This is a genomic window from Streptomyces sp. NPDC088116 (assembly GCF_044741745.1).
GTDB lineage: Bacteria > Actinomycetota > Actinomycetes > Streptomycetales > Streptomycetaceae > Streptomyces.
Window position 1 is genome coordinate 366,090 of record NZ_JBIUTF010000005.1, and the last position, 24,553, is coordinate 390,642.

Below are 24,553 nucleotides of genomic sequence, written 5' to 3' on the forward strand. Positions count from 1 at the left end.
TTGAGCGATGGTCGGGCTGCAAGCCGACCGCGTCGCCGAGGTTGTCGTCGCGATGGCTTCAGGCGACCGGCGCAGGGGCTCAGGCTATCTGGTCGCTGCGGGGAAGGTACTCACGGCGGCGCACGTCGTCGCGGGCGCGACGGCCGTACAGGTACGGTTCGATGCGGACCGGCCGGGCGAGCTTGTGCTCGACGCCGAGGTGGTTTTCGAGAATGCGACGATCGACGCTGCTGTGCTCGCCGTTCCCGGCCTGCCGGACGGGGTCGGAACCGCTCGGTACGGGCGGGTCGGCGAGCAGGACGCCGTGCTGCGGGGCAGCGCGATGGGCTTCCCGGAGTTCAAGATCCGGGAGGATGAGGACGGCTCGCGCTACCGCGACTCCGAGCACGTCCACGGAACCTGTCCCGTGCTCTCCAACCGCCGCGAGGGAACCCTCGACCTGCATGTCCCGCCACCGAGGGGCAGCTGGAACGGCATGTCAGGCGCGGCAGTCTTCAGCGCCGGGCGAATCGTGGGGATCGTAGTGGTCCACCACCTGGACGACGGACCCGGACGGCTTGCGGTGAAGCGTGCCGACCGATGGGCCGAGAACCTCTCAACCACCGAACAGCGCGTGCTGGAAGGACTGTTGGAGAGCGCACTCGCTCCGGAACAGCTGCCGGACATCGTTCCCCGGGCCCGGTTCGGACTGGTCGAAAGCGGGTACGAGGAGCGGCACCCCTACCAGGCCGAGGCCCGTCGGACCATTGACGGAACGCCCGTCGCGGTTCAGGCGGAGCAGAGCCGGGCGACACCCGAGCCGATGGGGCCGGGGCAGCCTTTGGCGGTGGTGACCGACCCCTTCCAGCTGGAGGTACACCACGCGATCGACTCCCGGGCCACCGTTCTGCCGGCACTTCCCGCCTACGTGTCGCGCGAGCACGACCGCCGGCTCAAGGAGATAGTGGGACGGGCCGCCTCCGGTGTCAGCCAGATCGCGGTGCTGGTGGGCAGATCCTCGACCGGTAAGACCCGTGCCTGCTGGGAGGCCCTTCACCTGCTCCGCGAGCAGGACGAGCCCTGGCGGCTGTGGCATCCCATCGATCCCACCCGCCCCGACGCCGCCCTGGCCGAACTTGCCGACCTCGCCCCCCGCACCGTGATCTGGCTGAACGAGGCCCAGTTCTACCTGGCAGCGGATCAACTCGGTGAACAGGTCGCCGCAGGACTGCGAAACCTGTTGCGCGAACCGGCACGAGGACCGGTACTGGTGCTGGCCACCTTGTGGCCGAGCCACTGGAACACCCTGACCGCCCGCAGCGAAGCGGACCCACACGCTCACGCCCGGGAACTGCTGGACGGGCACAAGATCGACGTCCCGGACGCGTTCACGGGCCCTGACCTTGCCGCGCTGGCCGAGAAGGCCGGCGCCGATCCCCGGCTCGAGGAAGCGGTCGAACACGCTCTGGATGGCCAGATCACGCAGTTCCTGGCCGGGGCGCCGGTCCTGTTGGACCGCTACCGGGCGGCGCCACCAGCGACCAAGGCCCTGATCCACGCTGCCATGGACGCCCGCCGCCTCGGTGCCGGGCCGCGTATCCCTTTGATGTGGCTGGCCAATGCCGCCCCCGCCTACCTCACCGAACTCGAGTGGGACCGGGCAGACGACGACTGGCTGCAACAAGCCCTCGACTATGTCATCAAGCCCTGCAATGGCTTCCCCGGCATCCTCACCCCTGTCAAGACGGGTGCTCCCCGCAACCAGCGCCCCCATGTCACGGCTGCTTCCGGGCATCCCACCCGTGCCGGGCAGGGGCCGCTGTACCGGTTGGCCGACTACCTCGAACAGCACGGCCGCCACCACCGTGCCGACCGAGTCCCCCCGATCGGCTTTTGGACCGCGGCCGCTGTCCACGCCCACCCCACTGACCTTGCAACGCTCGGTGACGCCGCCTGGGACCGCGGTCTGTACCGGGATTCCGCCCAACTCCACAAACACGCCACCACCCAGGGCGATCCCCGCGCCGCGGCCAGCCTTGTCCGCAACCTCGACCCCACCGACCACCAGCACTTCGAATGGCTGCCGTGGGCGGCCGCCCGCGCCGCCCTCGACAACCCGGCCGCCGTGGCCGCCGCACAATGGGCCACCTCTCACGTTGCCCTCGACGTGGAAGCGGTGGCCCATCTGCTGCGCGCTCTGTGGGAGGTCGGGGCGCACGAGCAGATCCCCGTGTTGCTGGCCCGTGACCCGGCCGCCCGCGCAGCCCTCGACGACGCGGACGCCGTGGCCCGGCTGGTGGACAGTCTGCGCCAGGTCGGGGCGCATGAGCAGATCCCCGTGTTGCTGGCCCGTGACCCGGCCGCCTGCGCCGCCCTCGACAACCCGGATCGGCTGCTGCTCAGCCTGCGGGACGTCGGGGCGCACGACCAGGCCGCTGCCCTGGCCGACCGGGTCGCCGCCCACGTGGCCCTCGACAGCCCGACCGCCGTGGCCGGCGTGCTGAGCAGGCTGCGGGAGGTCAAGGCGTACGAGCAGGTCGGCGCATTGCTGGCTCGCGACCCGGCCGCCCACGTCACCCTCAACGACCCATCGGGCGTGGCCGGCCTGCTGGGGAGTCTGCACAAGGTCGGGACGTGGGCGGAGGCTACCGCGTTGCTGCCCCATGACGCGGCCGCTGTGGCCCGGCAGCAGGAGGGGCTGCGCAAGGTCCGGGCGTACGAGCAGGTCGGCGCATTGCTGGCCCGCGACCCGGCCGCCCACATCGCCCTCGACGACCCAGTCGGCGTGGCCCGCCTGCTGGAGAGTCTGCGCAAGGTTGGGGCGTACGAGCAGGTAGCCGCGTTGCTGGCTCGCAACCCGGCCGCCCACGTCACCCTCGACGACCCATGGGACGTGACCCGCCTGATCAACAGCCTGCACGAGCACGAGCAGGCCACCGCCCTGGCCGACCGAGCCGCAGCCCACGCCTCCGTCGACAAGAAGGGCGTGGTCGACCTGATCAACAGCCTGCGTGAGCACGGGCAAGCCACCGCTCTGGCCGACCGAGCCGCAGCCCAGGTTCCCCTCGACAACCCGAACGTCCTGTCCAATCTGCTGCACGTTTGGCGGAGGGCCGAGGCGTACGAGCAGCTCAGCGCGTTGCTGGCTCGGGACCCGGCCGCCCACATCGCCCTCGACAACCCATTCGGCGTGGCCTCGGTGCTGAAATACCTGCATGAGGTCGGGGCGCACGAGCAGGTCATCGCTCTGGCCAGTCGGGCCGCCGCCCACGCCGCCCTCGACAACCCGCATCTCGTGAGCGTGCTGCTGGACAGTCTGCATGAGGTCGGAGCGCACGAGCAGGTCTTCACTCTGGCCGGCAGGGCCGCCGCCCACGCCGCCCTCGACAGGTTCGGCGTGGTCGAGTTGCTGGACAGTCTGCGCGAGGTCGGGGCGCACGAGCAGGTCATCGCTCTGGCCGGCCGGGCCGCCGCCCACGCCTCTCTCGACGTCGCGCACGCCGGAGTGGACAGGCTGCTGAGCACCTTGCGGGAAATCGGGGCGCATGAGCAGGCCGGCGCCCTGGTCGACCGGCTTCCCGCCACAGGGTACTTCCAGGCGTTCATCAGAATCCGTGACCATCGGGAGCGGTTCAGGTTTGGACGGGAGCCGGACGGAAGTGCCGCCGATCCATGGGTGTGGGAAGACCTGGAGTGATCCGGGCGGCGGTACTCAATCCGAGAGACCGCGATTTCTCGGGCATCCCGCAGGGCGGGCCCGGCACATCGGCGGCAGACGGCCCAACTGTCCGCCTACGCACCGGACATGGAGCCCCGGCTGTGATCCGGATTCCGGCGGCATGCTCTGCGGCGTGGTCGGTCGGCGCTCCGCGAAATGAAGTCGACTCGGCAGGGGCCGCACCGGTAGATGTGATCCATGACTTCTGCCTTGGAAGAACTGCTGCCCAGCACGCGCCGCTCCTTGCTGCACCACATCGCCCGCGCACAGGCAGAAGGACGTACGCCGTCACTGGTCGCGGCGGTGGCGCGCGAGGGGCGGTTGGTGTGGTCAGGCTCCAGGAGTTCTGTGGACGGGCATACTCCGGACGCCGACACGCAGTACCGCATCGGGTCGATCACCAAGACCTTCACCGCCGTTCTGGTGATGCGGCTGCGCGACGAAGGGCTGCTCGACCTCAACGATCCCCTGGAGCGGCACCTTCCGGGGACGGGGGTCGGTGAGGTCACCATTTCCCAACTCCTGGGCCACACCGCGGGACTGAGCGCCGAGTCCCCCGCGCCCTGGTGGGAACGGACCCCCGGCATGCTTCGCCAGGGACTCGCCGATGTTCTCGGAGAGCGGCCCGTACTGCACCCAGCAGGACGGCGTCACCACTACTCCAACCCCGGCTACACCGTCCTCGGTTCGCTCATCGAGGCGGTCCGCGGCAGTTCCTGGGGGGAGGTGCTACGGCGCGAGATTCTTGAACCGCTGTCCATGGACCGTACGACTCTGGCGCCTGTGGCTCCACACGCCGAGGGCTGGGCCGTGCATCCCTGGGCCGATGTGCTCCTGCCCGAGCCTTCCGTGGATCTCGGACTGATGGCGCCGGCCGGCCAGCTCTGGTCGACTGCCGCTGATCTCTGCCGCTTCGGCGTATTCCTCGCGGAGGGCGACGACACGGTGCTGAGTGCCGCGTCCGTGGCGGAGTTGCGGACGCCGTCCGTGCCGCCGGAGGCCGGGCAGTGGGGCGGAGGCTACGGGCTGGGGCTGCAATTGGCCGGCCAGGGCAGCCGGATCCTGATCGGACATGCGGGGTCGCTGCCCGGTTTTGTCGCCAGTCTGTGGGTGAGCGTGGAGGACGGAGTGGCCGCGGTGGCGCTCGCCAACGCCACCTCAGGGCCACCGGTCGGGGTGATCGCCGCCGAACTCCTCAACATCGTGGTGGATGCCGAACCGCGAATCCCCGCTCCGTGGCGTCCGCTGCCCGAGGTCGACCAGGCGCTGCTGAGCCTCACCGGGCCCTGGTACTGGGGCACGCAAACCTTCGGAATGAAGCTCACTGCGGACCGAGGCTTGGAATTGCACCCGCTGCGCGGCAATGGGCGTGGCTCCCGCTTTGTCTCCCAGCCGGATGACACCTGGACAGGCCTCGACGGTTACTACGCGGGGGAGACCTTGCGTGTGGTGCGGCGACCGGACGGCTCGGTGAACCATCTCGACCTCGGGTCGTTCGTGTTTACCCGTGAGCCGTACGACCCGGAGGCGGATGTGCCCGGCGGTGTGGACGAGGGAGGCTGGCGCGGCTCGGCGTCGTGAGGCCGGCCGGATGTTTCACGTGAAACAGGTGAGGCCGGGTCTTTGGTCCTGACGAGCCGCAGAAGCCAGGCGTGCCCCGGGCTTCACCTGGTGCACGGCTGAATCCTCGGGTCAGAGCGACAGCTTGAAGCCCACGTGAGAGGCGGTGAAGCCCAGCCGTTCGTAGAAGCGATGAGCGTCGGTACGACTGGCGTCGGAGGTCAGCTGGATCAGTTGGCAACCCTGGCGCCGGGATTCATCGACCGCCCATTCGATGAGCGCGGTTCCAAGCCCACTACCGCGCTCGTCGGCGTGGATGCGTACGGCCTCGACGATCGAGCGGGTGGCGCCGCGCCGCGACAGCCCGGGGATGACCGTCAACTGGAGCGTGCCGACCACCCGGCCTTCGCGAACGCCCACCATCACATGCTGGTTCGGGTCGTGGGCCAGGCGCTCGAATGCGGCGGTGTACGGAGTGAGGTCGTCCGGGGATTCTCTTTGCGCGCCCAGCGGGTCGTCCGCAAGCATCGCCACAATGGCCGGGATGTCATCGGAGGCCGCGGGGCGTATCTCCAGATCGCTCATGATCCGCAGACTACGCCGGGAGTCGCGGCTTCGAGGGGGTGCGCTGGTCAGCCCGTCGCCAGGCTCAGTGGCGCGAAATTCCGGGTCCGGTCACCCGGCAGATCCGGGATGCCATGGACCATCACCGTCGTGAGGAGAGCCGTCTCCAGGCCGTGCTCCTTCACCCAGTCCAGCAACTCCTTGTGGCGTGTGTCGATGTCCACCCGTGTGGGGCGGTCGGGGCACGTGGCGAGCGAGGAGACCAGCGCTTTCGCCGTCTCCGTGTCCCGGGCGATCAGTGGGCCGACGACCTCCATTTCCGAAGTGGACCAGGCCGCCGCGAATCCGGTGATGGTGGAGCCTTCCTCCGCGACCCTGATGCGGTCTGTGGAGCTGGGAAGGCGCGTGATCATATGGGTGCGGTCCACTCCCAGGACCTTGGTATCCAGGCGGACCAGGGCCGCCAGGTCATGTGCGGTCGCGGGCCGGGTAGTCGCCCGTGGCGCACGTTCCGGGAAGCGGAAGAATCCGCGTACCCTCTCCACGCTGCCGGCGTCGGTGAATCCGAGTTGCTGGTAGAGCGGTCGGCCGTACGACGTGGCATAGAGAGCGAGCGGAGTGTCTCCCGCCTCCTGCAGTACATGCGTCATCAGTCGTCGCCCGAGGCCCTGCCGGGCATGCCGCCCGGCGACGAGCAGCATGCCGACAGCCGCAAGGCCCTGGCCGCGCGGGGGACCAGGGCGGCCAGAGCCGGTGGAACCGGCGGAGCGGTCAGAGGGCTCCTGGAGCGGCCCGTAGGAACTGACCACGCAGGTGGCGGCCAGCCCTTCACCGTCCGGTTCTGTGATGCCGTATCCGTGACCGGCTGTCAGCAGAAAGCGCCACCTGCGTTCCTCGCGAGCCCAGCCTCTGTCCTCGGCGAGGTCCGCGCAGGATGTGAGGTCTGCCATGGTCAGGCGCCGGATGGGAAGGGTGGCGTGCGATGTCGGCATGTGGATCAGGCTGACGGAGCTGACGCCCCTTCGTCCATTCCTTTCCGGAAGGAGATGGCCGGGGCATGGGTTGTTTCACGTGAAACACGATGGTTTCACGTGAAACAAGGCTCACTCTTCAGTCGTCCGACGAGCTTCTGTCGACGGGGATCAGTCACACGTACTAACCTCCGCCTACATGGCGAGCCCACGCAGACTGCATCTCTTCGACCTCGACGGAACGCTTATTCGTGGTTCCGCTGCCGCAGTGGAGATCTCCCGGCAGCTGGGACTGAGCGCCGAAATCGCCGAGCTCGAACGTGACTTCGCGGCCAGAGGGCTGGCGGCGGACGAGTTCGCGGTCCGTGCCCGGGAGTTGTGGGCGGAACTCACCGCGGTGCACGTATCGGCGGCCTTCAAGGGGGCGCCGTGGCTCACCGGCATCCGTGAGGTCTGGGCGGATATCCGGAAGCAAGGGGATTACTGTGCCGTTATCTCCCTCTCGCCCGACTTCTTTGTCTCGCGACTGCTGGACTGGGGCGCGCATGCCGCCCACGGTTCCCGCTGGCCGGTTCTGCCTTTCACCGAGCCGATCGACCGGACGGGCATTCTCAACCCGGCGGCGAAGGTGAAGATCACGAACCGGCTGTGTGCAGAGTTCGGGGTAGGTCTGGACGACTGTGTTGCCTATGGTGATTCCATGTCGGACGCGGACCTCTTCGCCATGGTGCCCAGGGCGGTGGCGGTGAATGCGGATCACCATCTGGCGGGGCTGGCCACGCACGCGTACGCGGGAGGCGATCTGCGTGAGGCCTATGAACTGGTCCGCCTCCAGCGGTAATACGCTGACCCAAGGGTGTTGTGGAAAGCGCGGTCGGAGTCGGTGGGTGAGTACGGGAGCAATGCAGCGTAACGGTAAATCCGGTGCTCATGGCCGGACTTCGCGCTCTTTGTCCCATACGGCGATGTGCTCTGCCATGCTGCGACGGCCGGGACTGCGGACAATGTCACACTCCTCCGCCTCATGCCCGAATTGGGGGTATGGCGGAGGTTAATGTGGACTGCCAACAGTCCCAGTCAGAGCGGGGAATTGCTAGCGCATTCCGGATAGCGGAAGTGCGTAGACCGACCGAAAGATGTTCGAGGCGAGGCACACCATGGACGCTCCGACCACCACGTCGGCCGAGAACGGCACCTCCGGGGACAACAACTCTTCCGGGAGCAACCGCACTTCCAGCCGCTCTTCCAACGACACCGGAGGGGGCGGCTGGTTCGCCCCGCGCAAGGCACCACGCACCGGGGGGCGCACAGAACCCCAGCCGGACTCCGCGACGACCGACGGTCCGGCGGACACGCCGGACCGGGGGCGAATACCCGTCCCGAGCCGCTCGCTCGCCTCCATACGCCCGGTGGGTCGTTCCGTACCGACTCGCCACGAGGGCTCAGAAGGGCACGACACGCGTCCTGGCGGCCCCCAGCAGCCGGCGCCGGTGGACGACGTCCCGGATGCCTTCCGGCCGCGTAACAAGGGCTTCCGTGACGGGGACGGGCCGGCTCCCCACCCGCTGGTCCACGACGGCCCCGGCCTGATGACGGACGGCGCCGGTCGCCCGGTCCCCGAGGCTGCCGCAGAGGCCGCTGTACGGTCCGCCGACGCGCGACCGGAGTTCGTACCGTCCGGTGCTTCCACGCAGCCCGGCGTCGAACGGTCCGAGCCCGCGGAGCCCGGCTTCGCACAGCCTCCAGCCGCCGCGTCGCTTCCGCCGGAGGCCCCGGTATCGGCCGCACTGCCCCCTGAAGCCCCGGCTCCCGCTCTGCCCCCCGAAGCCCCGGCTCCGCCTCCTGCGGCCCCTGCCCCGGCCACCGGGTCTCCGGCCCCGCAGCCGTCCGCGGTCATTCCGCCCGCAGCCGCCTCCGCCGAGGACCGCGACGCGTCCCCCGACGCGATCCTCGTCCGCCGCACTCTGGCCGAGATCGCGCCCGTCTCCGACCAGTTGACCTCCTACTTCTACGCGCTGCTCTTCGTCCGCCACCCCGATCTGCGCAGCCTGTTCCCCGTAGCCATGGACACCCAGCGCGACCGGCTCCTCAAGGCGCTGCTCACCGCGGCCGAGCACATGGACTCCCCGGCCGTCCTCACCGACTACCTCCGCCAGCTGGGCCGCGGACACCGTAAGTACGGCACCCAGGCCACGCACTACCCGGCCGTCGGAGAGGCTCTCATCGGCGCGCTGACCCGCTACGCCACCACGACCTGGGACGACGAGACCGAGGGCGCCTGGGTCAGGACGTACACGACCATCTCGCAGATCATGATCGACGCGGCGGCCGAGAACGAGCAGTACGCCCCGGCCTGGTGGCAGGCCGAGGTGGTCTCGCACGAACTGCGCACCCCCGACATCGCCGTGGTCACCGTCCGCCCGGACCAGCCGTACTCGTTCCTCGCCGGGCAGTACACGAGCGTGGAGACACCGTGGTGGCCGCGCGTCTGGCGTCACTACTCCTTCGCCTCGGCGCCCCGCCCCGACGGCCTGCTGGCCTTCCACGTCAAGGCGGTTCCGGCCGGCTGGGTCTCCAATGCCCTGGTTCACCACGCCCGCCCCGGCGACATCCTGCGCCTCGGCCCTCCGGCCGGCTCCATGACCGTCGACCACAGCACCGACAGCGGCCTGCTCTGTCTGGGCGGAGGCACCGGCATCGCGCCGATCAAGGCGCTTGTCGAAGATGTCGCCGAGCACGGACACAGGCGCCGGGTCGAGGTCTTCTACGGCGCGCGCAGCGACCAGGACCTGTACGACATCGAGACCATGCTGCGGCTCCAGAGCGCGCATCCCTGGCTCGCGGTACGCCCGGTGGTCGCCGAGGGGCCCACTCAGGGCCTGACGGGACAGATTCCCGAGGCAGTACGCGACCACGGCCCCTGGCATGAGTTCGACGCGTATCTGTCCGGTCCCCCCGGGATGATCCGCAACAGCCTCGACGCGCTCAGGGCTGCTGGTATCCCGCTCGAGCGAATCCGTCACGACTCCCTCGACGCCCTGGTGGCGGCCGACTAGAACCGGCCGTCCCGGACCGCCTCGGGGCATGCCCGGTGGCGGTCGGCGCGGACCGGCCAGGTCAGCCCAGGTCGGGCGCGTGCATCGCGCGTACGCCCTCGATATTGCCGTCCAGGTAGTGCCGCAGAGACAGCGGTACGAGATGAACGGCGGCGATCCCGACCCGGCTGAACGGCACCCGGACGATCTCGTACTCGCCGCACGGCTCCTCGATCTCGGGGCCGTGCCGCAGCGAGGCGTCCATCGACTCCAGCCGGCAGACGAAGAAATGCTGCACCTTCACGCCGGTCACCCCGCCGTCGGCGATGTGCTCCACGGTGTCGACGAAGCAGGGCACCACATCGAGGATCTTGGCGCCGAGTTCCTCGTCCACCTCACGGTGGAGGGCGTCCACGACGGTGGCGTCCGACGACTCGACGCCGCCGCCGGGAGTGAGCCAGTAGGGATCCACTCCGGGTTTGGTGCGTTTGATCAGGATCAGGTCGTCGCCGTCGAGCAGGATGGCGCGTGCGGTGCGCTTGACCACGGGCCGTTCGGTCATGGGAAGAGGTTCGCCCGTGACAGGGGTTCTGAAACTACCGCCGGCCCTGCTGTCACCAGTCCACCGCAGCGCGCAGCAGCCACTCGTGCGCCCGCGCGACCGGCGGCAGGGAGAGGGTTCCGGTGCGTACGACCAGGAAGTAGGTGCGCAGCGGGGGCACCGGCGGATCGAGCAGAGCGACCACTTCCCCGCGCTCCAGCGCCCCCTCGCAGAGATAGCGGGGCAGCACGGCCAGTCCCGCACCCGCCGTCGCGCACTCCAGGACGGCCCGCAGATCGGGGGCGATGACGGTCCCGGCGGCGGCCGGACGGGAGTCGAAGACGGCCGACCAGTAGCGGGAGACGAGCGGCAGCGACTCGTGTACTTCCACCACCGGGAGTTGCTCCAGCACCACATGCCCCTCGCGCAGCACGTTGTGACCCAGCCGTGCGGCCCAGCGGGGCGCCGCGATCAGCACGTGTTCCTCGTCGCAGAGCGGAGTCGCGGTCAGCAGTCCGCCGCGTGGCCGGGCCGTCGCGATGGCCAGATCATGATGTCCGGCGGCCAGCCCTTCCAGGGTTTCCTCGGCGTTTCCGAAGAACGACGCGCGCAGCGCGAGGCCCTGGGCGATGAGCGGGGTGAGTGCGGGAAGCGCGCGCAGGGAGGTGAACTCCGGGGGACCGGCCAGGTGGAGTGTCCGTACGCCGGAATCCTCGTCGAGCCCGGTCTCGGCGATCTCGACCAGTGCGTCGAGGTGGGGCGCCGCCCGGTGCGCCAGTTCGTCGCCGATCGTCGTGGGGGTGACGCCACGGGCCTGACGCAGGAAGAGCGGGCGGCCCAGCTGTCGTTCGAGGGTTCTGATCTGCCCGGTCACCGCGGGCTGGGAGAGGCCCAGCAGCGCCGCGGCGCGGGTGAAGGAGCCGGCGCGGTGCACGGTGACGAAGGTACGCAGCAGAGCCAGGTCCACGTCCCGCTCTCCCGTCTCGAACCTTGCCTTCGAGGCAACTCCGGACCGTTAACTATAAATAAGTCGATAGGTTGCTGTCGCTACTGTGATTGGACACTGACGCAGAGTCAACTAGCCTTGGGCAAATGGTTCTCCGCGCGTGGAACCTGGGGCGGCCCGAGCCACGAGGGGGGAGGCTCGGACCGCCCGTATTCAGTTCAGCGAGCTGCCTCGTCCAAGGCGCGCAACACGTCCGCGACCAAGTCCTCGGCGTCCTCGGCTCCGACGGAGAACCGGATGAAGCCTTCCGGTACGGCGTCGCCGCCCCACCGTCCGCGACGCTCCGCCGTGGACCGTACGCCGCCGAAGCTCGTCGCGTCGTCCACGAGGCGCAGCCCGTCCAGGAAACGCTCGGCCCGGCCCCGGTCGGGTAGCACGAAGGACACCACGGAGCCGAAGCGCCGCATCTGCCGGGAGGCGACGCGGTACGAAGGGTCGTCGGGCAGGCCCGGGTAGCGCAGCCCGCTCACCTCGTCACGTTCCTCCAGCGCGCGGGCCAGCGTCAGGGCGGTCGCGCACTGCCGGTCGACGCGCAGTTGGAGCGTGGCCAGCGAGCGGTGTGCGAGCCAGGCCTCCATCGGCCCCGGAATCGCCCCGACGACCTTGCGCCAACGCCGTACGCCCGCCGCCAGTTCCGGATCGCCGCTGGTCACATGGCCGAGCAGGATATCGCCGTGGCCCGTCATTCCCTTGGTGTCACTGGCCACGGAGAAGTCCGCGCCCAGCTCCAGCGGTCGCTGGCCCAGCGGGGTGGCGAGCGTGTTGTCGACGGCCACCAGAGCGCCGGCGGCGTGCGCCTCGCGGACCAGGCGCCGTACGTCACAGACATCGAGCCCGGGGTTGGACGGCGTCTCGATCCAGAGCAGCCGCGCCCCGTCCAGGACACGCAGTTGGGCACCGTCCCCGGTCGGCGCGGTCCGCACCTCCACGCCGTACGCCTCGAGACGCTCCCGCAGCAGTGGCAGGGCCTGATACCCGTCGTTCGGCAGGACGACCGCGTCGTCGGCTCGCAGCTGGGAGAAGAGGACCGCGGAGATCGCGGCCATTCCGGAGGCGAAGGCGACGGTCTCGACCGGCTCCCCCGGTGCTTCCAGCTCGCCGATGGCCCGTTCCAGATGGGTCCAGGTCGGGTTCTCGTCCCGGCCGTAGGTGTACGGGCCCGTCGGCTCGCCCGGCAGATGGAAGTGGGCGGCGAAGACCGGTCCGGGCAGGGTCGGTTCGTGTCTCACCGGGTCGGGCAGCCCGGCCCGTACCGCTCGTGTGCCGTCCCCGATGGTCATGCGGCCTCCTCGATCGCGTCTCGTACGGTGGCGAGGAGCCCGTCGCACGCCGCCTCCACCATTTCCAGGCACTTCTCGAATCCGTCCATACCGCCGTAATACGGATCGGGCACTCCGAGGTCCATGGGCCGAGCGGCGCCGGACCGCGTGTCCGGCGGGTCGTCCAGCGGCCCCACGGCGGGGTCGTAGGAGCGCAGCAGCCGTACTTTCGCGGCGGCCTCGGGCGTCGGCGCCAGTCGCCGCAGCTCCCGCAGATGTCCTTCGTCCAGCGCGATCACCAGGTCGAGAAGCGGGAACCACGAGGCGCGGAACCGCCGTGCGGAGTGGTCGCTCGGGTAGCCGCGCGCGTTCAGGACGGACAGGGCGCGCGGATCGGCGCCGTCCCCCTCGTGCCAGCCGTCGGTGCCGGCGCTGTCCACCTCGACCCGGCTGTCCAGCCCTGCCTCCGTCAGCCGTGCGCGGAAGACAGCCTCGGCGATGGGAGAGCGGCAGATGTTGCCCGTGCAGACGAAGCAGACGCGGTACGCGGAACTCATGAGGCGGTCAGTCCTTGTCGTCGGGGAGCACGATATTCAGCGCCCACGACACGATCGAGATGATCAGGCCACCGAGCACGGCCGCCCAGAAGCCGTCCACGTGGAAGCTCAGGTCCAGCGTGTCGGCGAGCCACGAGGTCAGCAGCAGCATCAGGGCGTTGACCACCAAGGTGATCAGCCCGAGTGTGAGGATGAACAAGGGCAGCGTCAGCAGCTTCACGACCGGCTTGACGATGAAGTTCACCAGGCCGAAGATCAGGGCCACGAGCACCAGCGTCAGTGCCTTCTTGCCTGTGGTGCCGCCGGTCAGCGTGATGTCCGCGATCAGCCAGATCGCCACCGCCAGGGCTATCGCGTTGGCCAGCGTCTTGACTACGAAATTCTTCATGTGTCTGATCGTGGCATGAAGGCATTCCGACTGGATGAGCTGGAGGCGGAGCGCGCCGCCAACAACGGTGCGTATCTGCAGTTTGTGCGGGAACGCACCATGTCCGTGGGCCTGTACGCCCTGGACGCGGGCGAGACCGACCCGCAGCAGCCGCACCGGCAGGACGAGGTGTACTTCGTCGTGAGCGGCCGGGCCTCGATCACGGTCGGAATGGAGACCACACAGGTCGGCAGGGGCAGCGTCGTCTACGTACCCGCCGGAGTGGCGCACAAGTTCCACCACATCACGGAGGACCTGCGGGTGATGGTCGTCTTCTCTCCGCCCGAGAGCTGACGGTACCCCTCAGCTCCGTCTCAGGGTCGGATCAGGGGAGATCAAGGGATACGAGGCCCCCGTGGTCGCCGCCGCGCCTCTAGCATCGAGGGCGTAGGGCAGATTCGTGCGGCACTGGGCGAAGCGAGGTAAGGACGATGGCGGTTCGGGAGATGTTCACGGGGTTGCCCTGGTGGGTGAAGTGGATCGCGGTGCCCGCGATCGTCGTCGTCCTGTTCGGCGGGCTGATCATGAGCGTGCTGACGTTCCTGGTGGGAGTGGTGTTCAAGCTGCTGCTTCTGGTCGCTCTGGTCGGCGGACTGATCTATGTCGTACGGAAGTTCATGTCGTCCTCGTCCTCGCGTGGCGACTGGTAGGGCAGGCAGCCCGTACGCCTATTAGCCCGCCCGGGGGAAAGGTGAACGGGAAACCAACCCTGGCCCTGACCTGCCCCTAGAGTGGCAAATCTCTGCCGCACCCTGGGAAAGCAGCATCGACGATCGCCCGGACCATTGGTTTGTGCGATCTTTTTGGGCGGGGCCTCAGGGTTCCTCGGGTCCGCTCAGGTTCCTCCGGTTCCTTGGTCCCCCAGGAGTGTGGTGGCGCGCGGGGGCGGCCCCCGCGGGCGGGCGTTCGCCCGTCAGCACGCCTGGGGGTGACCTTTGGCCACAGCTCCACCCACCGCGGCTCCTACCTTGATCGGTTCGGTGCAGCGGGCTCTGCGCCTGTTGGAGTCGGCGGGCTCCCATCCGGACGGAGCGCCCGCGAAACAGCTCGCGCGTGAGACCGGACTCCATCTCCCCACCGCCTACCACCTGCTGCGCACTCTGACGCACGAGGGCTATCTCCGCCGGGAGAGAGGCGTTTTCGTACTCGGTGACGAGGTGCAGCGGCTGGCACGCTGCGAAGTCGCGCGCAACGGTCGCGACAGGATCGCCGACTCGCTGGGCCGCTGGCGCGACGCGCTCGGCGCCCCGGTCTACTTTGCGGTCTACCGCGAGGGTGAGATCGAACTCATTTCCATGGCCGACAGCCCCGCGGCTCCCGCCGTCGCCCAATGGGCCGACCTCCGGGAGACGGCCCATGCCCATGCCATCGGGCAGTGTCTGCTGAGCCAGCTCGACGAGGAATCCCGCCGCGATCACCTGGACCGCCATCCCGTCCGCCAGCTCACGCCCTACTCCGTGCCGGACCGGAGCGCCCTGCTGGAGCGCATCGGCTCCCTGGGGCGGATAGAGCCGGTGGTGGAGCGTCAGGAGTATGTGCTGGGCACGGTCTGCGCGGCCGTGCCGATCACGGTCGGCTCCACAGCGGCCGCTATGGCTATTTCTGTACCCTTCCACCAGCAGGAGCGGCTACTTCCGGCGATCGAATGGTTACGCAGAGAGATTGGATCGCTCCTGAGCTCGCTAACCTTCTCTATCAGTATCTGAAAAACTACTCCTTGTGATCCGCTAGCGCGTACAGCACGATTGCGTCAAGAGGGTCAACGGGGATCATTCCCAGCCAATGCTTCATCTACTCCGGAGTGCACGATGCGCGAGTCGGTCCAGGCCGAGGTCCTGATGAGCTTCCTCGTCTCCGAGGAGCTCTCGTTCCGGATCCCGGTGGAACTCCACTATGAGATGGGGGATCCCTACGCCGTGCGGATGACCTTCCATCTGCCCGGCGACGCCCCTGTCACCTGGACCTTCGGGCGCGAGTTGCTGCTTGACGGCATCAATACGCCCAGCGGGGACGGCGATGTGCATATCGCCCCGACCGCGCCCGAAGATCTCTCCGACGTTCATATCCGGCTCCAGGTCGGCGACGATCACGCACTGTTCCGGGTGAGTGCCGCGCCGCTTGTGGCCTTCCTCGACCGTACGGACCGACTGGTCCCGCTCGGTCAGGAGCGCACCCTCGGAGACTTCGAGGGAAACCTGGAGGAGGAACTCGGTCGCATCCTCGCCGAGGAGAACGCCGGCTGAAACGAGAAAACTGAAATGAGAAAGCGGACGGGCCCGGACGGTGCATACCGTTCGGGCCCGTCCGCATGTCCCCCAGACCGGTCCCGGGGCGACACGAGCCTTCCGCCCGTGGGCCGCCGGGACGTGCGGGCTACTTCTTACGGCGTCGACCGCTGCCGCCGAGCCCACGTACCGATGTGTTCTGCGTCGACGACGAGGAGACCGTCTCCGGCTCCGCCGACCTCGGTCCCGGTGTCGCAGCCGGCACGGGTCGTGCGGCCCCCTGCCCCGCGGTCCCCTGTGCCGCGTTCCCGGGGCCCGCCGACTCCGGGCCGGGGGACGGCAGGGCCGGGGCCGGACTTCCCGGCGCCGAGCGGTCGGCGGAGACCACCAGCGCCGCCAGTGCCGTGGTCACCGGCACCGAAGCGACCAGGCCGATCGAGCCCACCAGTGTTCGGACGATCTCTTCCGCCACCAGCTCGCTGTTGGCGACCGTGCCCATGCTCGACTGTGCGATCGAGAAGAGCAGCAGCAGTGGCAGCGCCGCACCCGCGTAGGCGAGGACGAGCGTATTCACCACTGAGGCGATGTGGTCCCGGCCGATCCGGATGGCCGCCCGGTAGAGGGCGCGCGGGCCCATCGACGGGTCCGCCTGGCGCAGTTCCCAGACCGCCGAGGTCTGTGTCACCGTCACGTCGTCGAGGACGCCGAGCGAGCCGATGATGACTCCCGCCAGCAACAGGCCGCTCATGTCGATCTCGGGATAGAGGCCGTGAATCAGGCCGGTGTTGTCATCGGTGTTGCCGCTCAGACTCGCCCAGCCGATGAAAAGCGACCCCAGCAGTCCGATCAGCAGCAACGAGATCAGTGTGCCGAGGACCGCGACGGAGGTACGAGCTGTCAGACCGTGGCACATATAGAGCGCGATCAGCATGATCGCGCTGGCCCCGATCACCGCCACGATCAACGGATTCGAACCCTGCAGAATCGCGGGCAGGATGAACAGAGTCAGCACCGCGAACGAGACGGAGAGGGCGACGAGCGCCATGACACCGCGCATCCGTCCCACCACGACGACCGCGAGTGCGAAGATCCCGGCCAGCAGGGCCATGGGGAACTTACGGTTCACATCCGTCACGGAGTACTGAAGATCACGGGGAGCGTCGGGGGCGTAGGCCACCACAACGCCTTGTTTCACGTGAAACTGCCGAGGCGCGTCCGGCTGGACGACCTCGAGGAAGGTCCGTCCCTTGTCCTTGCCGGTCGTGACCTCGATCGTCGCCTTCTTGCACCTCCCGGTCTCCGCCTGCTGTGCCCCACGCCCCTGAGGCGTCGAGGTGTCACCGGTCGACGGCACCTGGGCGGCGTTCACGTCCTTGCAGTCGATCTGTTCGAGCTGCACCACCCTTCCCTGCTCCGTCTGCCGGTCGAAGCCGACACCGGTGCGCTCGTGCGACGGCGCACCACCGGGCCAGAGCACGGCGAGCCCGACCACCACGGCGGCCGCGAAGGGAATCAGGACCGCCGCGATGACTTTGCGAAGGTGCTGGGAGACCGGAGCGGCGGGTCCATGGCTGTGCGAGTGGCCATGCGGATCGTGGGACTGCTGTGGTGGGGTCACCGACCGATCATCGCAAGAAAGCTCAGCGAACAGTGCCCCCTCTGTTCAGCACGCCAGAAATGACGCTAGCGTGGGGGCACCTTTGCACACGCGGGAGCTCGGAGCACCGGGCTGAGAGGGCGCTGACTGTGTAGGCCCGGGAGCATCTCCTGGACCCCTGCGCTGCGCCGACCGCTGAACCTGTTACCGGGTAATGCCGGCGTAGGGAGTAGGTCTTATGACCCATCAGGACACACACACGCCTGCCTCCGGCTCGGAGACTCCGAGCGAGGCCGGAAAGCCCATCGGCTGGCACAAGGGATACATCGAGGGTTCACGCCCGGATCTTCATGTGCCGGTCCGCCAGGTGCACCTCACCAACGGGAGGGACGTGACGCTGTACGACACGTCCGGCCCGTACACCGACCCCACCGTCGACACCGACGTACGCCACGGCCTCGAGCCGCTGCGGGAGAACTGGATCATCGGGCGTGGGGACACCGAGGAATACGCGGGCCGCCCGGCCCGCCCGGAGGACGACGGGCTCAAGCACACGCCGTCACGCGGGGGACTTCCCCGGAGCGGAGCGGCCGATCTGCGGGGTCTGGACGCGGTCTTTCCCGGCCGGCAGCGCCGGCCGCGCCGGAGCCGGAACGGGCAGGCGGTGACCCAGCTCACGTATGCCCGCCGCGGCGAGATCACCTCCGAGATGGAATACGTCGCGATCCGGGAGAACGTGTCCCCGGAGGTCGTCCGCGAGGAGATCGCCGCAGGCCGCGCCGTACTGCCGGCCAATGTCAACCACCCGGAGATCGAGCCGATGATCATCGGCAAGCGATTCCTGGTGAAGGTCAACGCCAACATCGGCAACTCGGCCGTCACGTCCTCCATCGAGGAGGAGGTGGAGAAGATGACATGGGCGACCCGCTGGGGCGCCGACACGGTCATGGACCTCTCCACCGGCCGCAATATCCACACCACCCGCGAGTGGGTGCTGCGCAACTCCCCCGTGCCCATCGGCACCGTGCCCCTCTACCAGGCGCTCGAAAAGGTCGACGGCAAGGCCGAGGAGCTGACCTGGGACATCTACAAGGACACGGTCATCGAGCAGGCCGAGCAGGGCGTCGACTACATGACGGTCCACGCCGGTGTGCTGCTGCGGTACGTGCCGCTGACGGCCCGCCGTAAAACGGGCATCGTCTCGCGCGGCGGCTCGATCATGGCCGCGTGGTGCCTCGCGCACCACAAGGAGTCGTTCCTGTACGAGAACTTCGAGGAGCTGTGCGAGATCCTCGCGGCGTACGACGTGACGTACTCCCTGGGTGACGGCCTGCGGCCGGGATCCATCGCGGACGCCAACGACGAGGCGCAGTTCGCCGAGCTGCGCACACTGGGGGAACTGAACTCGACGGCCAAGCGGCTGGGTGTACAGACGATGATCGAAGGCCCGGGACATGTCCCGATGCACAAGATCAAGGAGAACATCGACCTTCAGCAGGAGATCTGCGAGGAGGCGCCGTTCTACACACTCGGCCCGCTGACGACGGATGTGGCTCCGGCGTACGACCACATCACCTCCGGCATCGGGGCAGCGATGATCGCGTGGTGGGGCACGGCGATGCTCTGCTACGTCACGCCCAAGGAACACCTCGGCCTGCCGGACCGCGACGACGTCAAGACGGGTGTCATCACCTACAAGATCGCGGCTCATGCGGCGGACCTCGCCAAGGGGCACCCGGGGGCACAGGACTGGGACGACGCACTCTCGGACGCGCGGTTCGAGTTCCGCTGGGAGGACCAGTTCAATCTGGCTCTCGATCCGGACACGGCGCGGGAGTTCCACGACGAGACCCTGCCGGCTGAACCGGCGAAGACCGCGCACTTCTGCTCGATGTGCGGGCCCAAGTTCTGCTCGATGAAAATCAGCAGGAGCATCACGGAGCAGTTCGCTCCTGACCTGGCAACCTCTGCTTCGGCCGAGGAAGTGGAGGCAGGGATGCTGGAGAAGTCCAAGGAGTTCGCGGCGAGCGGCAACCGCGTGTACCTCCCCCTGGCCGACTGAGCGCGGCAGCGGGGCACCGCGGAGCGGCTGGGAGCCGCCAGGGACCGGGGCACGGGCCGGAGCTACTCCGGCTTGTGCTCCGGCCCGCCGAAGTCGGGGCTGGTGAAGTCCGGGCTGGAGAACGTCGGGCGCCGGCCGGCGGTGGAGCCCTCGCCGGGGCTGGAGTAGTTCGGGCGGCTGTAGCCGATCGTGGGGAGGCTCTTCACCGAGCGGGGCGGCCCCGGGGCGGCCGGGTCGGAGCTGGGGTCGGCCAGGGCGGCCCGGAGGAAGGGCAGGATGCCCCGCTCCAGCAGGGCGTGGCGCCAGGCTTCTCGTGCCCGGCCCACCTCGTCCGGCAGTTCCCCGCCACCCGGTTCCTCGGCCGGGAGCTGGGTCGCTCCGTTGCGCAGGGCCGTGATCAGCAGGCCGACCGCGGCGGCCAGGATGCCTACCACGGTGATGGCACCGAAGAACCAGCCGACGGCCAGCATGCTGTTGGCGAAGGCGGGCGCCGGATCCAGTGCTTTGAGGAGGTAGCCGACGAGCAGGAAGATCGCCGCCGCGGTACCTCCGAGAACCGGCACCAGCACGGTGATGACGGCTGCGAACCCCGCGCCGGATCCCGTCCCTTCGCTCTTGTCCGGCTCCAGGACGGAATCGCGGACTGAGGCGGCGGAGGCCGGTGAGCGGGATTCCTCGCGAATCGTCGCGTAATGCTCGTACTCGGCGGCGGCGGCCGTGCTGATCAGCGCCGTGGCGTTCAGGGCCATGGTGCGCAGTTGCTCGGCGTTGAGCCGCTTCCCGACCTCGGCGAGGTCGGGACGGTCATGCGCGTTGCGTAGTGCGTCGTCGAGGATCCGCTCGAAATCCGCGCGATCCTCGCTCAGCAGGTGCGGAGCGCTGTTCATATGCATCCCCCGATACTCCGTAAGGCCGACTCGCCCGTGTGGAACGGGCAGTTGGCGGAAACGGAGGAGAGCCTGCTACGGATAAGCCGATGGTAGAGCTGTTTCGGCTCGACGTGACAGGGGGTTTGCGTAAATCACACGTCCGCGTGGATTCAGTTGTCCAGCGGAAGCTGTACCACCAGCAGCTTTCCCGCCATCGTGACGCCACCGTCCATGGCGATGGCAAGTCCGTCGGCATATACGTGCGGCCCTTCCACCGCCGGGCCCGAGTCGTCTTCGTCGTCCGACGCGTCTTCTGTGCCGACTTCGCCGAGGAGATAGGGAATCGGACTGTGGCCGTGGACGACCCGGTGGCCGCCGTACCGGGAGAGCAGTTCCTGAACGGCCTGCGGGCCGCCCTCGTCACGGAACGCGAAGCGTTTGGTGAGCTTGCGGAACAAATCCCAGCATTCGTCGGCGTCATTGCGGGTGAGGATTTGATGAACGGTCTCGTTCACGTCCTCGATGGTGGATCCGTAGTCCAGATAAGCCGTGGTGTCGGAGTGCATCAGCAGATGCCCGTCCTGCTCGACGACCGCGTCGAGCCGGGACATCCACTGGAGATGGACATCCTGGAGGCGCTCCATGTCGGTGCGCTGGCCGCCGTTGAGGAGCCACGCGGCCTGGAAGGTGGCGGTACCCGCACCGGAGTTGACGTGGGTGTCGCCGAACCGCTTCGCGCCGATGAGCAGCAGTTCGTGATTGCCCATCAGGGCCTTGCAGTAGCCGCCGGCGGCGGCCGCCTCGGCGGAGAGCCGCATGACGAGGTCGATGACGCCGATGCCGTCGGGGCCGCGGTCGGTGAAGTCGCCGAGGAACCAGAGACGGGCGTTGCCCGCCGCCCAGTGGCCGTCCGCGTCGATGAGGTTCTGCTCGGACAGCGCGGCGACGAGCTCGGCGAGGTAGCCGTGTACGTCGCCGACGACATAGAGCGGGCCGTGACCGTCGGGCCCGCTCGTCTCGGCGGCGGCCACGGGCACTTGGAGCGTGTCCCCGCGGTTGATCACCGGCAGATCGCGTGCGGTGGGCGTGTAGCCCTCCGGCGGCTCGTTGTTCGGGACCGCGTTGCCGGGATGCCCCGACGGGCCACCGGCAACGGGGCCCGTCTCCCCGGGCTCTCCTGACTGCACGGGAACCTGGGCGTAAGGCGGTACGCGGAAGTCGCGCAACGTCGCCGTACGCACCACAGGTCCCTGGCCGGCCCCCTGTGTCATCGACCCCTCCACCACCGTCGTGCCGCCGTACACCTCTCGGCCCTCGCCGGTCCGGTGGGGGTGAGCCCACCGGCGATAAGACAAGGTCCGTGGTGTCGTGCGCCCATCATAGGAATGCCGCTCGCCCTCTGTGACGCACCAGGGGTGGTGAATCCGATTGCACCGCCGGATCTACGACCGTTTTCGCATGGGTCATCCGATATGCGAATGGTCTGGTCCTTCGGAGATCCCCTGGGTGACTCGGTCAATCGCCCGTGGGGGACCGGGGCGCGCTCACCGTGGTGCGTGGCGGACGCCTTTGTGACGAGGTCCGGACGATCAGTTCGGTCGGTATGACCTGCTCGACCGGCCGACCGGTGTCGAGACCTTCGATGGCGTCGATGAGGAGCTGGATGACGGCGGTGCCGATACGGCGTGGTTTGAGCGAGAGTGTCGTGATGGGCGGTTCGGTGGAGGCGTACACGGTGGACTCGCTGCAGCAGACCAGCAGCAGGTCCTCGGGTACGCGCAGCCCGTACCGCCGGGCGGCGGCGAGCAGATCGGTGCCGTTGGGGTCGAAGAGCCCGTAGACGGCGTCGGGGCGGTCGGGGCGGGCCAGTAGCCGGTCGGCGGCGACGGCCCCGGCGCACGGGTCGTGAGCGGGGTAGGACTCGTAGACCGGGTCCTGGCCGACGCGCTCGCACCACTGTAGATACGCGGTGGTGGAGAGCCGGGTGTAGGTGTCCGTGGTGGTGCCGGTGAGGAGGCCGATACGGCGGGCTCCGGCGTCGGCGAGATGGTCGAGGAGGCCGAGGACGGCTTCCTCGTGGTCGTTGTCGACCCAGGCGGTGACGGGGAGGGTGCCCGCGGGCCGGCCGTCGGAGACGACGGGAAGGCCCTGGCGGACGAGTTCGGTGACCACCGGATCGTGGTCGGAGGGGTCGATGACGACGGTGCCGTCGAGGGCGACGTTCGACCAGACGTCATGGCGGGATGTGGCGGGGAGGATGACGAGGGCGTAGCCGCGGGCGAGCGCGGCGGAGGTCGCGGCCCTGGCCATCTCGGCGAAGTAGGCGAACTCGGTGAAGGTGAAAGGTTCATCCCCGTACGTCGTCACGGTCAGGCCGATCAGGCCCGATTTGCCGGTACGGAGGGTTCGGGCCGCGGCCGAAGGCCGGTAGCCGAGGCGCTCTGCGACTTCTCGGACATGGCGTCGGGTGGCGTCGGGTAACCGGCCCTTGCCGTTGAGCGCGTCCGAGACAGTCGTGATGGAGACACCGGCTGCGGCGGCCACGTCCCGGATGCCCGCCCGACCTTGCCGGCTGCTCCGGCGGGTTGTGTCCGTCCGGCTCACCTGGTGTTTCCCTGCTGCTGTCATGGCGAGCCGATAGTAGGGCTCGGGCGGGCGGTAGGGCCGGTCGCATATTCACCCGTACGCAGTTACGTTTCTGCATGGTCGAAAATACCCAACAGCCTTGGAAGGCGAGGAGGTTGGGGGGTGCAGATGTGTTCTTCCATGCAACGAGCGGGATAGACCTGTCGAAGGGCACATGTTTCGAAGAGGTCTCAACTCACCACTACGGGCGACGCGCGCCACGGCGCGAGCCACCGGCGCGCGTCAGGGCCGCATGTGCTCCCCCTGGGCCGTCTCCCTGCCGTGTGCACGCTTTCACGATGCCCGCCATTCGCAGCGGCCACGAATCCTCATAGGGTGAGCAGTATTGAAGCGGTGGCGTGAGCAGTACTGAAGCGGTATGGACCAGTGAACGGTCGAGGAGGACCTGCGGTGAGCGAGACGAGCCCCAAGCTGCGAGCCGAGCTGGACGGCGTTCCCACGTACAAGCCGGGCAAGCCGGCGGCGTCCGGCGGGCCCGTCGCGTACAAGCTGTCCTCCAACGAGAACCCGTATCCGCCGCTTCCCGGGGTGATGGAGCAGGCGATCTCGGCCGCCGGGGTCTTCAACCGCTACCCGGACCTGGCCTGTACCGGCCTGACGAACGAGCTGGCCGACCGCTTCGGGGTGCCCGTCTCGCACCTGGCGACCGGCACGGGCTCGGTGGGTGTCGCCCAGCAACTGCTCCAGGCCACCGCGGGCCCCGGTGACGAGGTCATCTACGCCTGGCGCTCCTTCGAGGCGTACCCGATCATCACCCAGATCTCCGGCGCGTCCTCCATAAAGGTGCCGCTGACCGCCGACGAGGTGCACGACCTGGACGCGATGGCCGACGCGATCACCGACCGGACCCGGCTGATCTTCGTCTGCAACCCCAACAACCCGACCGGCACGGTGGTGCGCAGGGCCGAGCTGGAACGGTTCCTCGACCGGGTGCCGGGCGATGTGCTGGTGGTGCTGGACGAGGCGTACCGCGAGTTCATCCGTGACGCCGAGGTGCCGGACGGTGTCGACCTCTACCGTGACCGCCCGAATGTGGCCGTGCTGCGTACCTTCTCCAAGGCGTACGGGCTGGCGGGGCTGCGGGTCGGTTTCGCGATCGCCCATGAGCCGGTGGCCGCCGCGCTGCGCAAGACCGCGGTCCCCTTCGGTGTGAGCCAGATCGCACAGGAGGCGGCGGTCGCCTCGCTGCGGGCCGAGGACGAACTGATGGGGCGGGTCGGCGCGCTGGTCGCCGAGCGCGCGCGGGTGTACCAGGGGCTGGTCGACCAGGGGTGGACCGTACCCGTGACACAGGCCAATTTCGTCTGGCTGCGGCTCGGCGGGCGCACGCTCGATTTCGCGGCGGCGTGTGAGGCGGCGGGCGTGGTCGTACGGCCCTTCGCGGGCGAGGGGGTACGGGTCACGATCGGCGAACCCGAGGCCAACGACCTGTTCCTGCGGTCGGCCGAGGCGTTCCGCAAGGAGCTGTAGCCGGGGCCGGAAGGCGGTCGGGCGGCAGGCGGGGGACGGTCGTTTTCAAGCCGTCCCCCTGTTCGCG

The 24,553-nt window shown here is 68.7% G+C and carries 21 protein-coding genes and 1 riboswitch; of the genes, 10 read left to right on the top strand and 11 right to left on the bottom strand.

The window, feature by feature from the left end; all coding sequences use genetic code 11:
- Positions 1 to 7: 7 nt before the first annotated feature.
- A complete protein-coding gene (locus ACIOJD_RS22185) occupies positions 8 to 3,676 on the top strand; it encodes a serine protease (RefSeq protein WP_401916278.1) in 3,669 nt (1,222 codons plus the stop codon).
- A 219-nt stretch (positions 3,677 to 3,895) separates the two neighbouring features.
- Positions 3,896 to 5,278, top strand: a complete 1,383-nt coding sequence (locus ACIOJD_RS22190; RefSeq protein ID WP_401916281.1) for a serine hydrolase domain-containing protein — start codon at positions 3,896 to 3,898, stop codon at positions 5,276 to 5,278.
- Positions 5,279 to 5,389: 111 nt separating this feature from the next.
- On the opposite strand, the gene ACIOJD_RS22195 is transcribed toward ACIOJD_RS22190, so the two are convergent.
- Positions 5,390 to 5,842: a GNAT family N-acetyltransferase gene (locus ACIOJD_RS22195; protein WP_401916283.1), complete on the bottom strand. Its 453-nt coding sequence runs from the start codon at positions 5,840 to 5,842 to the stop codon at positions 5,390 to 5,392.
- A gap of 47 nt (positions 5,843 to 5,889) precedes the next feature.
- Positions 5,890 to 6,813 carry a GNAT family N-acetyltransferase gene (locus tag ACIOJD_RS22200; RefSeq protein ID WP_401916286.1) on the bottom strand — a complete coding sequence of 308 codons (924 nt, stop codon included), beginning with the start codon at positions 6,811 to 6,813 and terminating at the stop codon, positions 5,890 to 5,892.
- Positions 6,814 to 6,991: 178 nt separating this feature from the next.
- Between ACIOJD_RS22200 and ACIOJD_RS22205 the strand changes: the two genes are divergently transcribed.
- Together ACIOJD_RS22205 and ACIOJD_RS22210 are read left to right on the top strand one after the other, a co-directional pair.
- Positions 6,992 to 7,633, top strand: coding sequence for an HAD family hydrolase (locus ACIOJD_RS22205; RefSeq protein WP_401916288.1), 642 nt, complete (start codon positions 6,992 to 6,994; stop codon positions 7,631 to 7,633).
- A 316-nt stretch (positions 7,634 to 7,949) separates the two neighbouring features.
- On the top strand, positions 7,950 to 9,848 hold the full coding sequence (locus ACIOJD_RS22210; RefSeq protein ID WP_401916290.1) for a globin domain-containing protein: 1,899 nt from the start codon (positions 7,950 to 7,952) through the stop codon (positions 9,846 to 9,848).
- Between the two features lie 61 nt (positions 9,849 to 9,909).
- On the opposite strand, the gene ACIOJD_RS22215 is transcribed toward ACIOJD_RS22210, so the two are convergent.
- From ACIOJD_RS22215 to ACIOJD_RS22235, 5 genes are all read right to left on the bottom strand, one after another.
- On the bottom strand, positions 9,910 to 10,389 hold the full coding sequence (locus ACIOJD_RS22215; protein WP_401882447.1) for an NUDIX domain-containing protein: 480 nt from the start codon (positions 10,387 to 10,389) through the stop codon (positions 9,910 to 9,912).
- 52 nt (positions 10,390 to 10,441) lie between these two features.
- Positions 10,442 to 11,335 (bottom strand): LysR family transcriptional regulator, encoded by an 894-nt coding sequence (locus ACIOJD_RS22220; RefSeq protein WP_401916293.1) that lies wholly within the window; start codon positions 11,333 to 11,335, stop codon positions 10,442 to 10,444.
- Positions 11,336 to 11,532: 197 nt separating this feature from the next.
- The gene (locus ACIOJD_RS22225; RefSeq protein WP_401916296.1) at positions 11,533 to 12,654 is read right to left on the bottom strand and encodes a cystathionine gamma-lyase; all 1,122 of its coding nucleotides are present in this window, start codon (positions 12,652 to 12,654) and stop codon (positions 11,533 to 11,535) included.
- Positions 12,651 to 13,190 (bottom strand): low molecular weight protein-tyrosine-phosphatase, encoded by a 540-nt coding sequence (locus ACIOJD_RS22230; RefSeq protein ID WP_401916299.1) that lies wholly within the window; start codon positions 13,188 to 13,190, stop codon positions 12,651 to 12,653. Before ACIOJD_RS22230 ends, ACIOJD_RS22225 begins: the two co-directional genes overlap by 4 nt.
- A gap of 7 nt (positions 13,191 to 13,197) precedes the next feature.
- Positions 13,198 to 13,578 carry a phage holin family protein gene (locus tag ACIOJD_RS22235; protein WP_401916302.1) on the bottom strand — a complete coding sequence of 127 codons (381 nt, stop codon included), beginning with the start codon at positions 13,576 to 13,578 and terminating at the stop codon, positions 13,198 to 13,200.
- A 15-nt stretch (positions 13,579 to 13,593) separates the two neighbouring features.
- Between ACIOJD_RS22235 and ACIOJD_RS22240 the strand changes: the two genes are divergently transcribed.
- From ACIOJD_RS22240 to ACIOJD_RS22255, 4 genes are all read left to right on the top strand, one after another.
- Positions 13,594 to 13,911 carry a cupin domain-containing protein gene (locus ACIOJD_RS22240; RefSeq protein ID WP_401916304.1) on the top strand — a complete coding sequence of 106 codons (318 nt, stop codon included), beginning with the start codon at positions 13,594 to 13,596 and terminating at the stop codon, positions 13,909 to 13,911.
- A 137-nt stretch (positions 13,912 to 14,048) separates the two neighbouring features.
- A complete protein-coding gene (locus ACIOJD_RS22245) occupies positions 14,049 to 14,267 on the top strand; it encodes a DUF5326 family protein (protein ID WP_401916306.1) in 219 nt (72 codons plus the stop codon).
- A 285-nt stretch (positions 14,268 to 14,552) separates the two neighbouring features.
- Entirely contained in the window at positions 14,553 to 15,323 is a 771-nt protein-coding gene (locus ACIOJD_RS22250) for an IclR family transcriptional regulator (RefSeq protein WP_401916309.1), read from the top strand.
- Between the two features lie 102 nt (positions 15,324 to 15,425).
- A complete protein-coding gene (locus tag ACIOJD_RS22255; protein ID WP_401882471.1) occupies positions 15,426 to 15,860 on the top strand; it encodes an SsgA family sporulation/cell division regulator in 435 nt (144 codons plus the stop codon).
- Between the two features lie 130 nt (positions 15,861 to 15,990).
- Here ACIOJD_RS22255 and ACIOJD_RS22260 read toward each other — a convergent pair whose 3' ends face one another.
- Positions 15,991 to 17,460: a YibE/F family protein gene (locus tag ACIOJD_RS22260; RefSeq protein ID WP_401916312.1), complete on the bottom strand. Its 1,470-nt coding sequence runs from the start codon at positions 17,458 to 17,460 to the stop codon at positions 15,991 to 15,993.
- Positions 17,461 to 17,540: 80 nt separating this feature from the next.
- A riboswitch (TPP riboswitch) is annotated at positions 17,541 to 17,685 on the top strand.
- Between ACIOJD_RS22260 and thiC the strand changes: the two genes are divergently transcribed.
- Positions 17,678 to 19,501 carry a phosphomethylpyrimidine synthase ThiC gene (thiC, locus tag ACIOJD_RS22265; protein WP_401916314.1) on the top strand — a complete coding sequence of 608 codons (1,824 nt, stop codon included), beginning with the start codon at positions 17,678 to 17,680 and terminating at the stop codon, positions 19,499 to 19,501. (Overlaps the previous riboswitch by 8 nt.)
- A 62-nt stretch (positions 19,502 to 19,563) precedes the next feature.
- On the opposite strand, the gene ACIOJD_RS22270 is transcribed toward thiC, so the two are convergent.
- From ACIOJD_RS22270 to ACIOJD_RS22280, 3 genes are all read right to left on the bottom strand, one after another.
- Positions 19,564 to 20,394: a hypothetical protein gene (locus tag ACIOJD_RS22270; protein WP_401916317.1), complete on the bottom strand. Its 831-nt coding sequence runs from the start codon at positions 20,392 to 20,394 to the stop codon at positions 19,564 to 19,566.
- 146 nt (positions 20,395 to 20,540) lie between these two features.
- Complete coding sequence (locus ACIOJD_RS22275; protein ID WP_401916320.1) at positions 20,541 to 21,641, bottom strand: metallophosphoesterase; 1,101 nt, start codon at positions 21,639 to 21,641, stop codon at positions 20,541 to 20,543.
- A gap of 244 nt (positions 21,642 to 21,885) precedes the next feature.
- Positions 21,886 to 22,998 (bottom strand): LacI family DNA-binding transcriptional regulator, encoded by a 1,113-nt coding sequence (locus ACIOJD_RS22280; RefSeq protein ID WP_401916323.1) that lies wholly within the window; start codon positions 22,996 to 22,998, stop codon positions 21,886 to 21,888.
- Between the two features lie 408 nt (positions 22,999 to 23,406).
- Between ACIOJD_RS22280 and hisC the strand changes: the two genes are divergently transcribed.
- The gene (gene hisC, locus ACIOJD_RS22285) at positions 23,407 to 24,486 is read left to right on the top strand and encodes a histidinol-phosphate transaminase (protein ID WP_401916327.1); all 1,080 of its coding nucleotides are present in this window, start codon (positions 23,407 to 23,409) and stop codon (positions 24,484 to 24,486) included.
- Positions 24,487 to 24,553 lie beyond the last annotated feature (67 nt).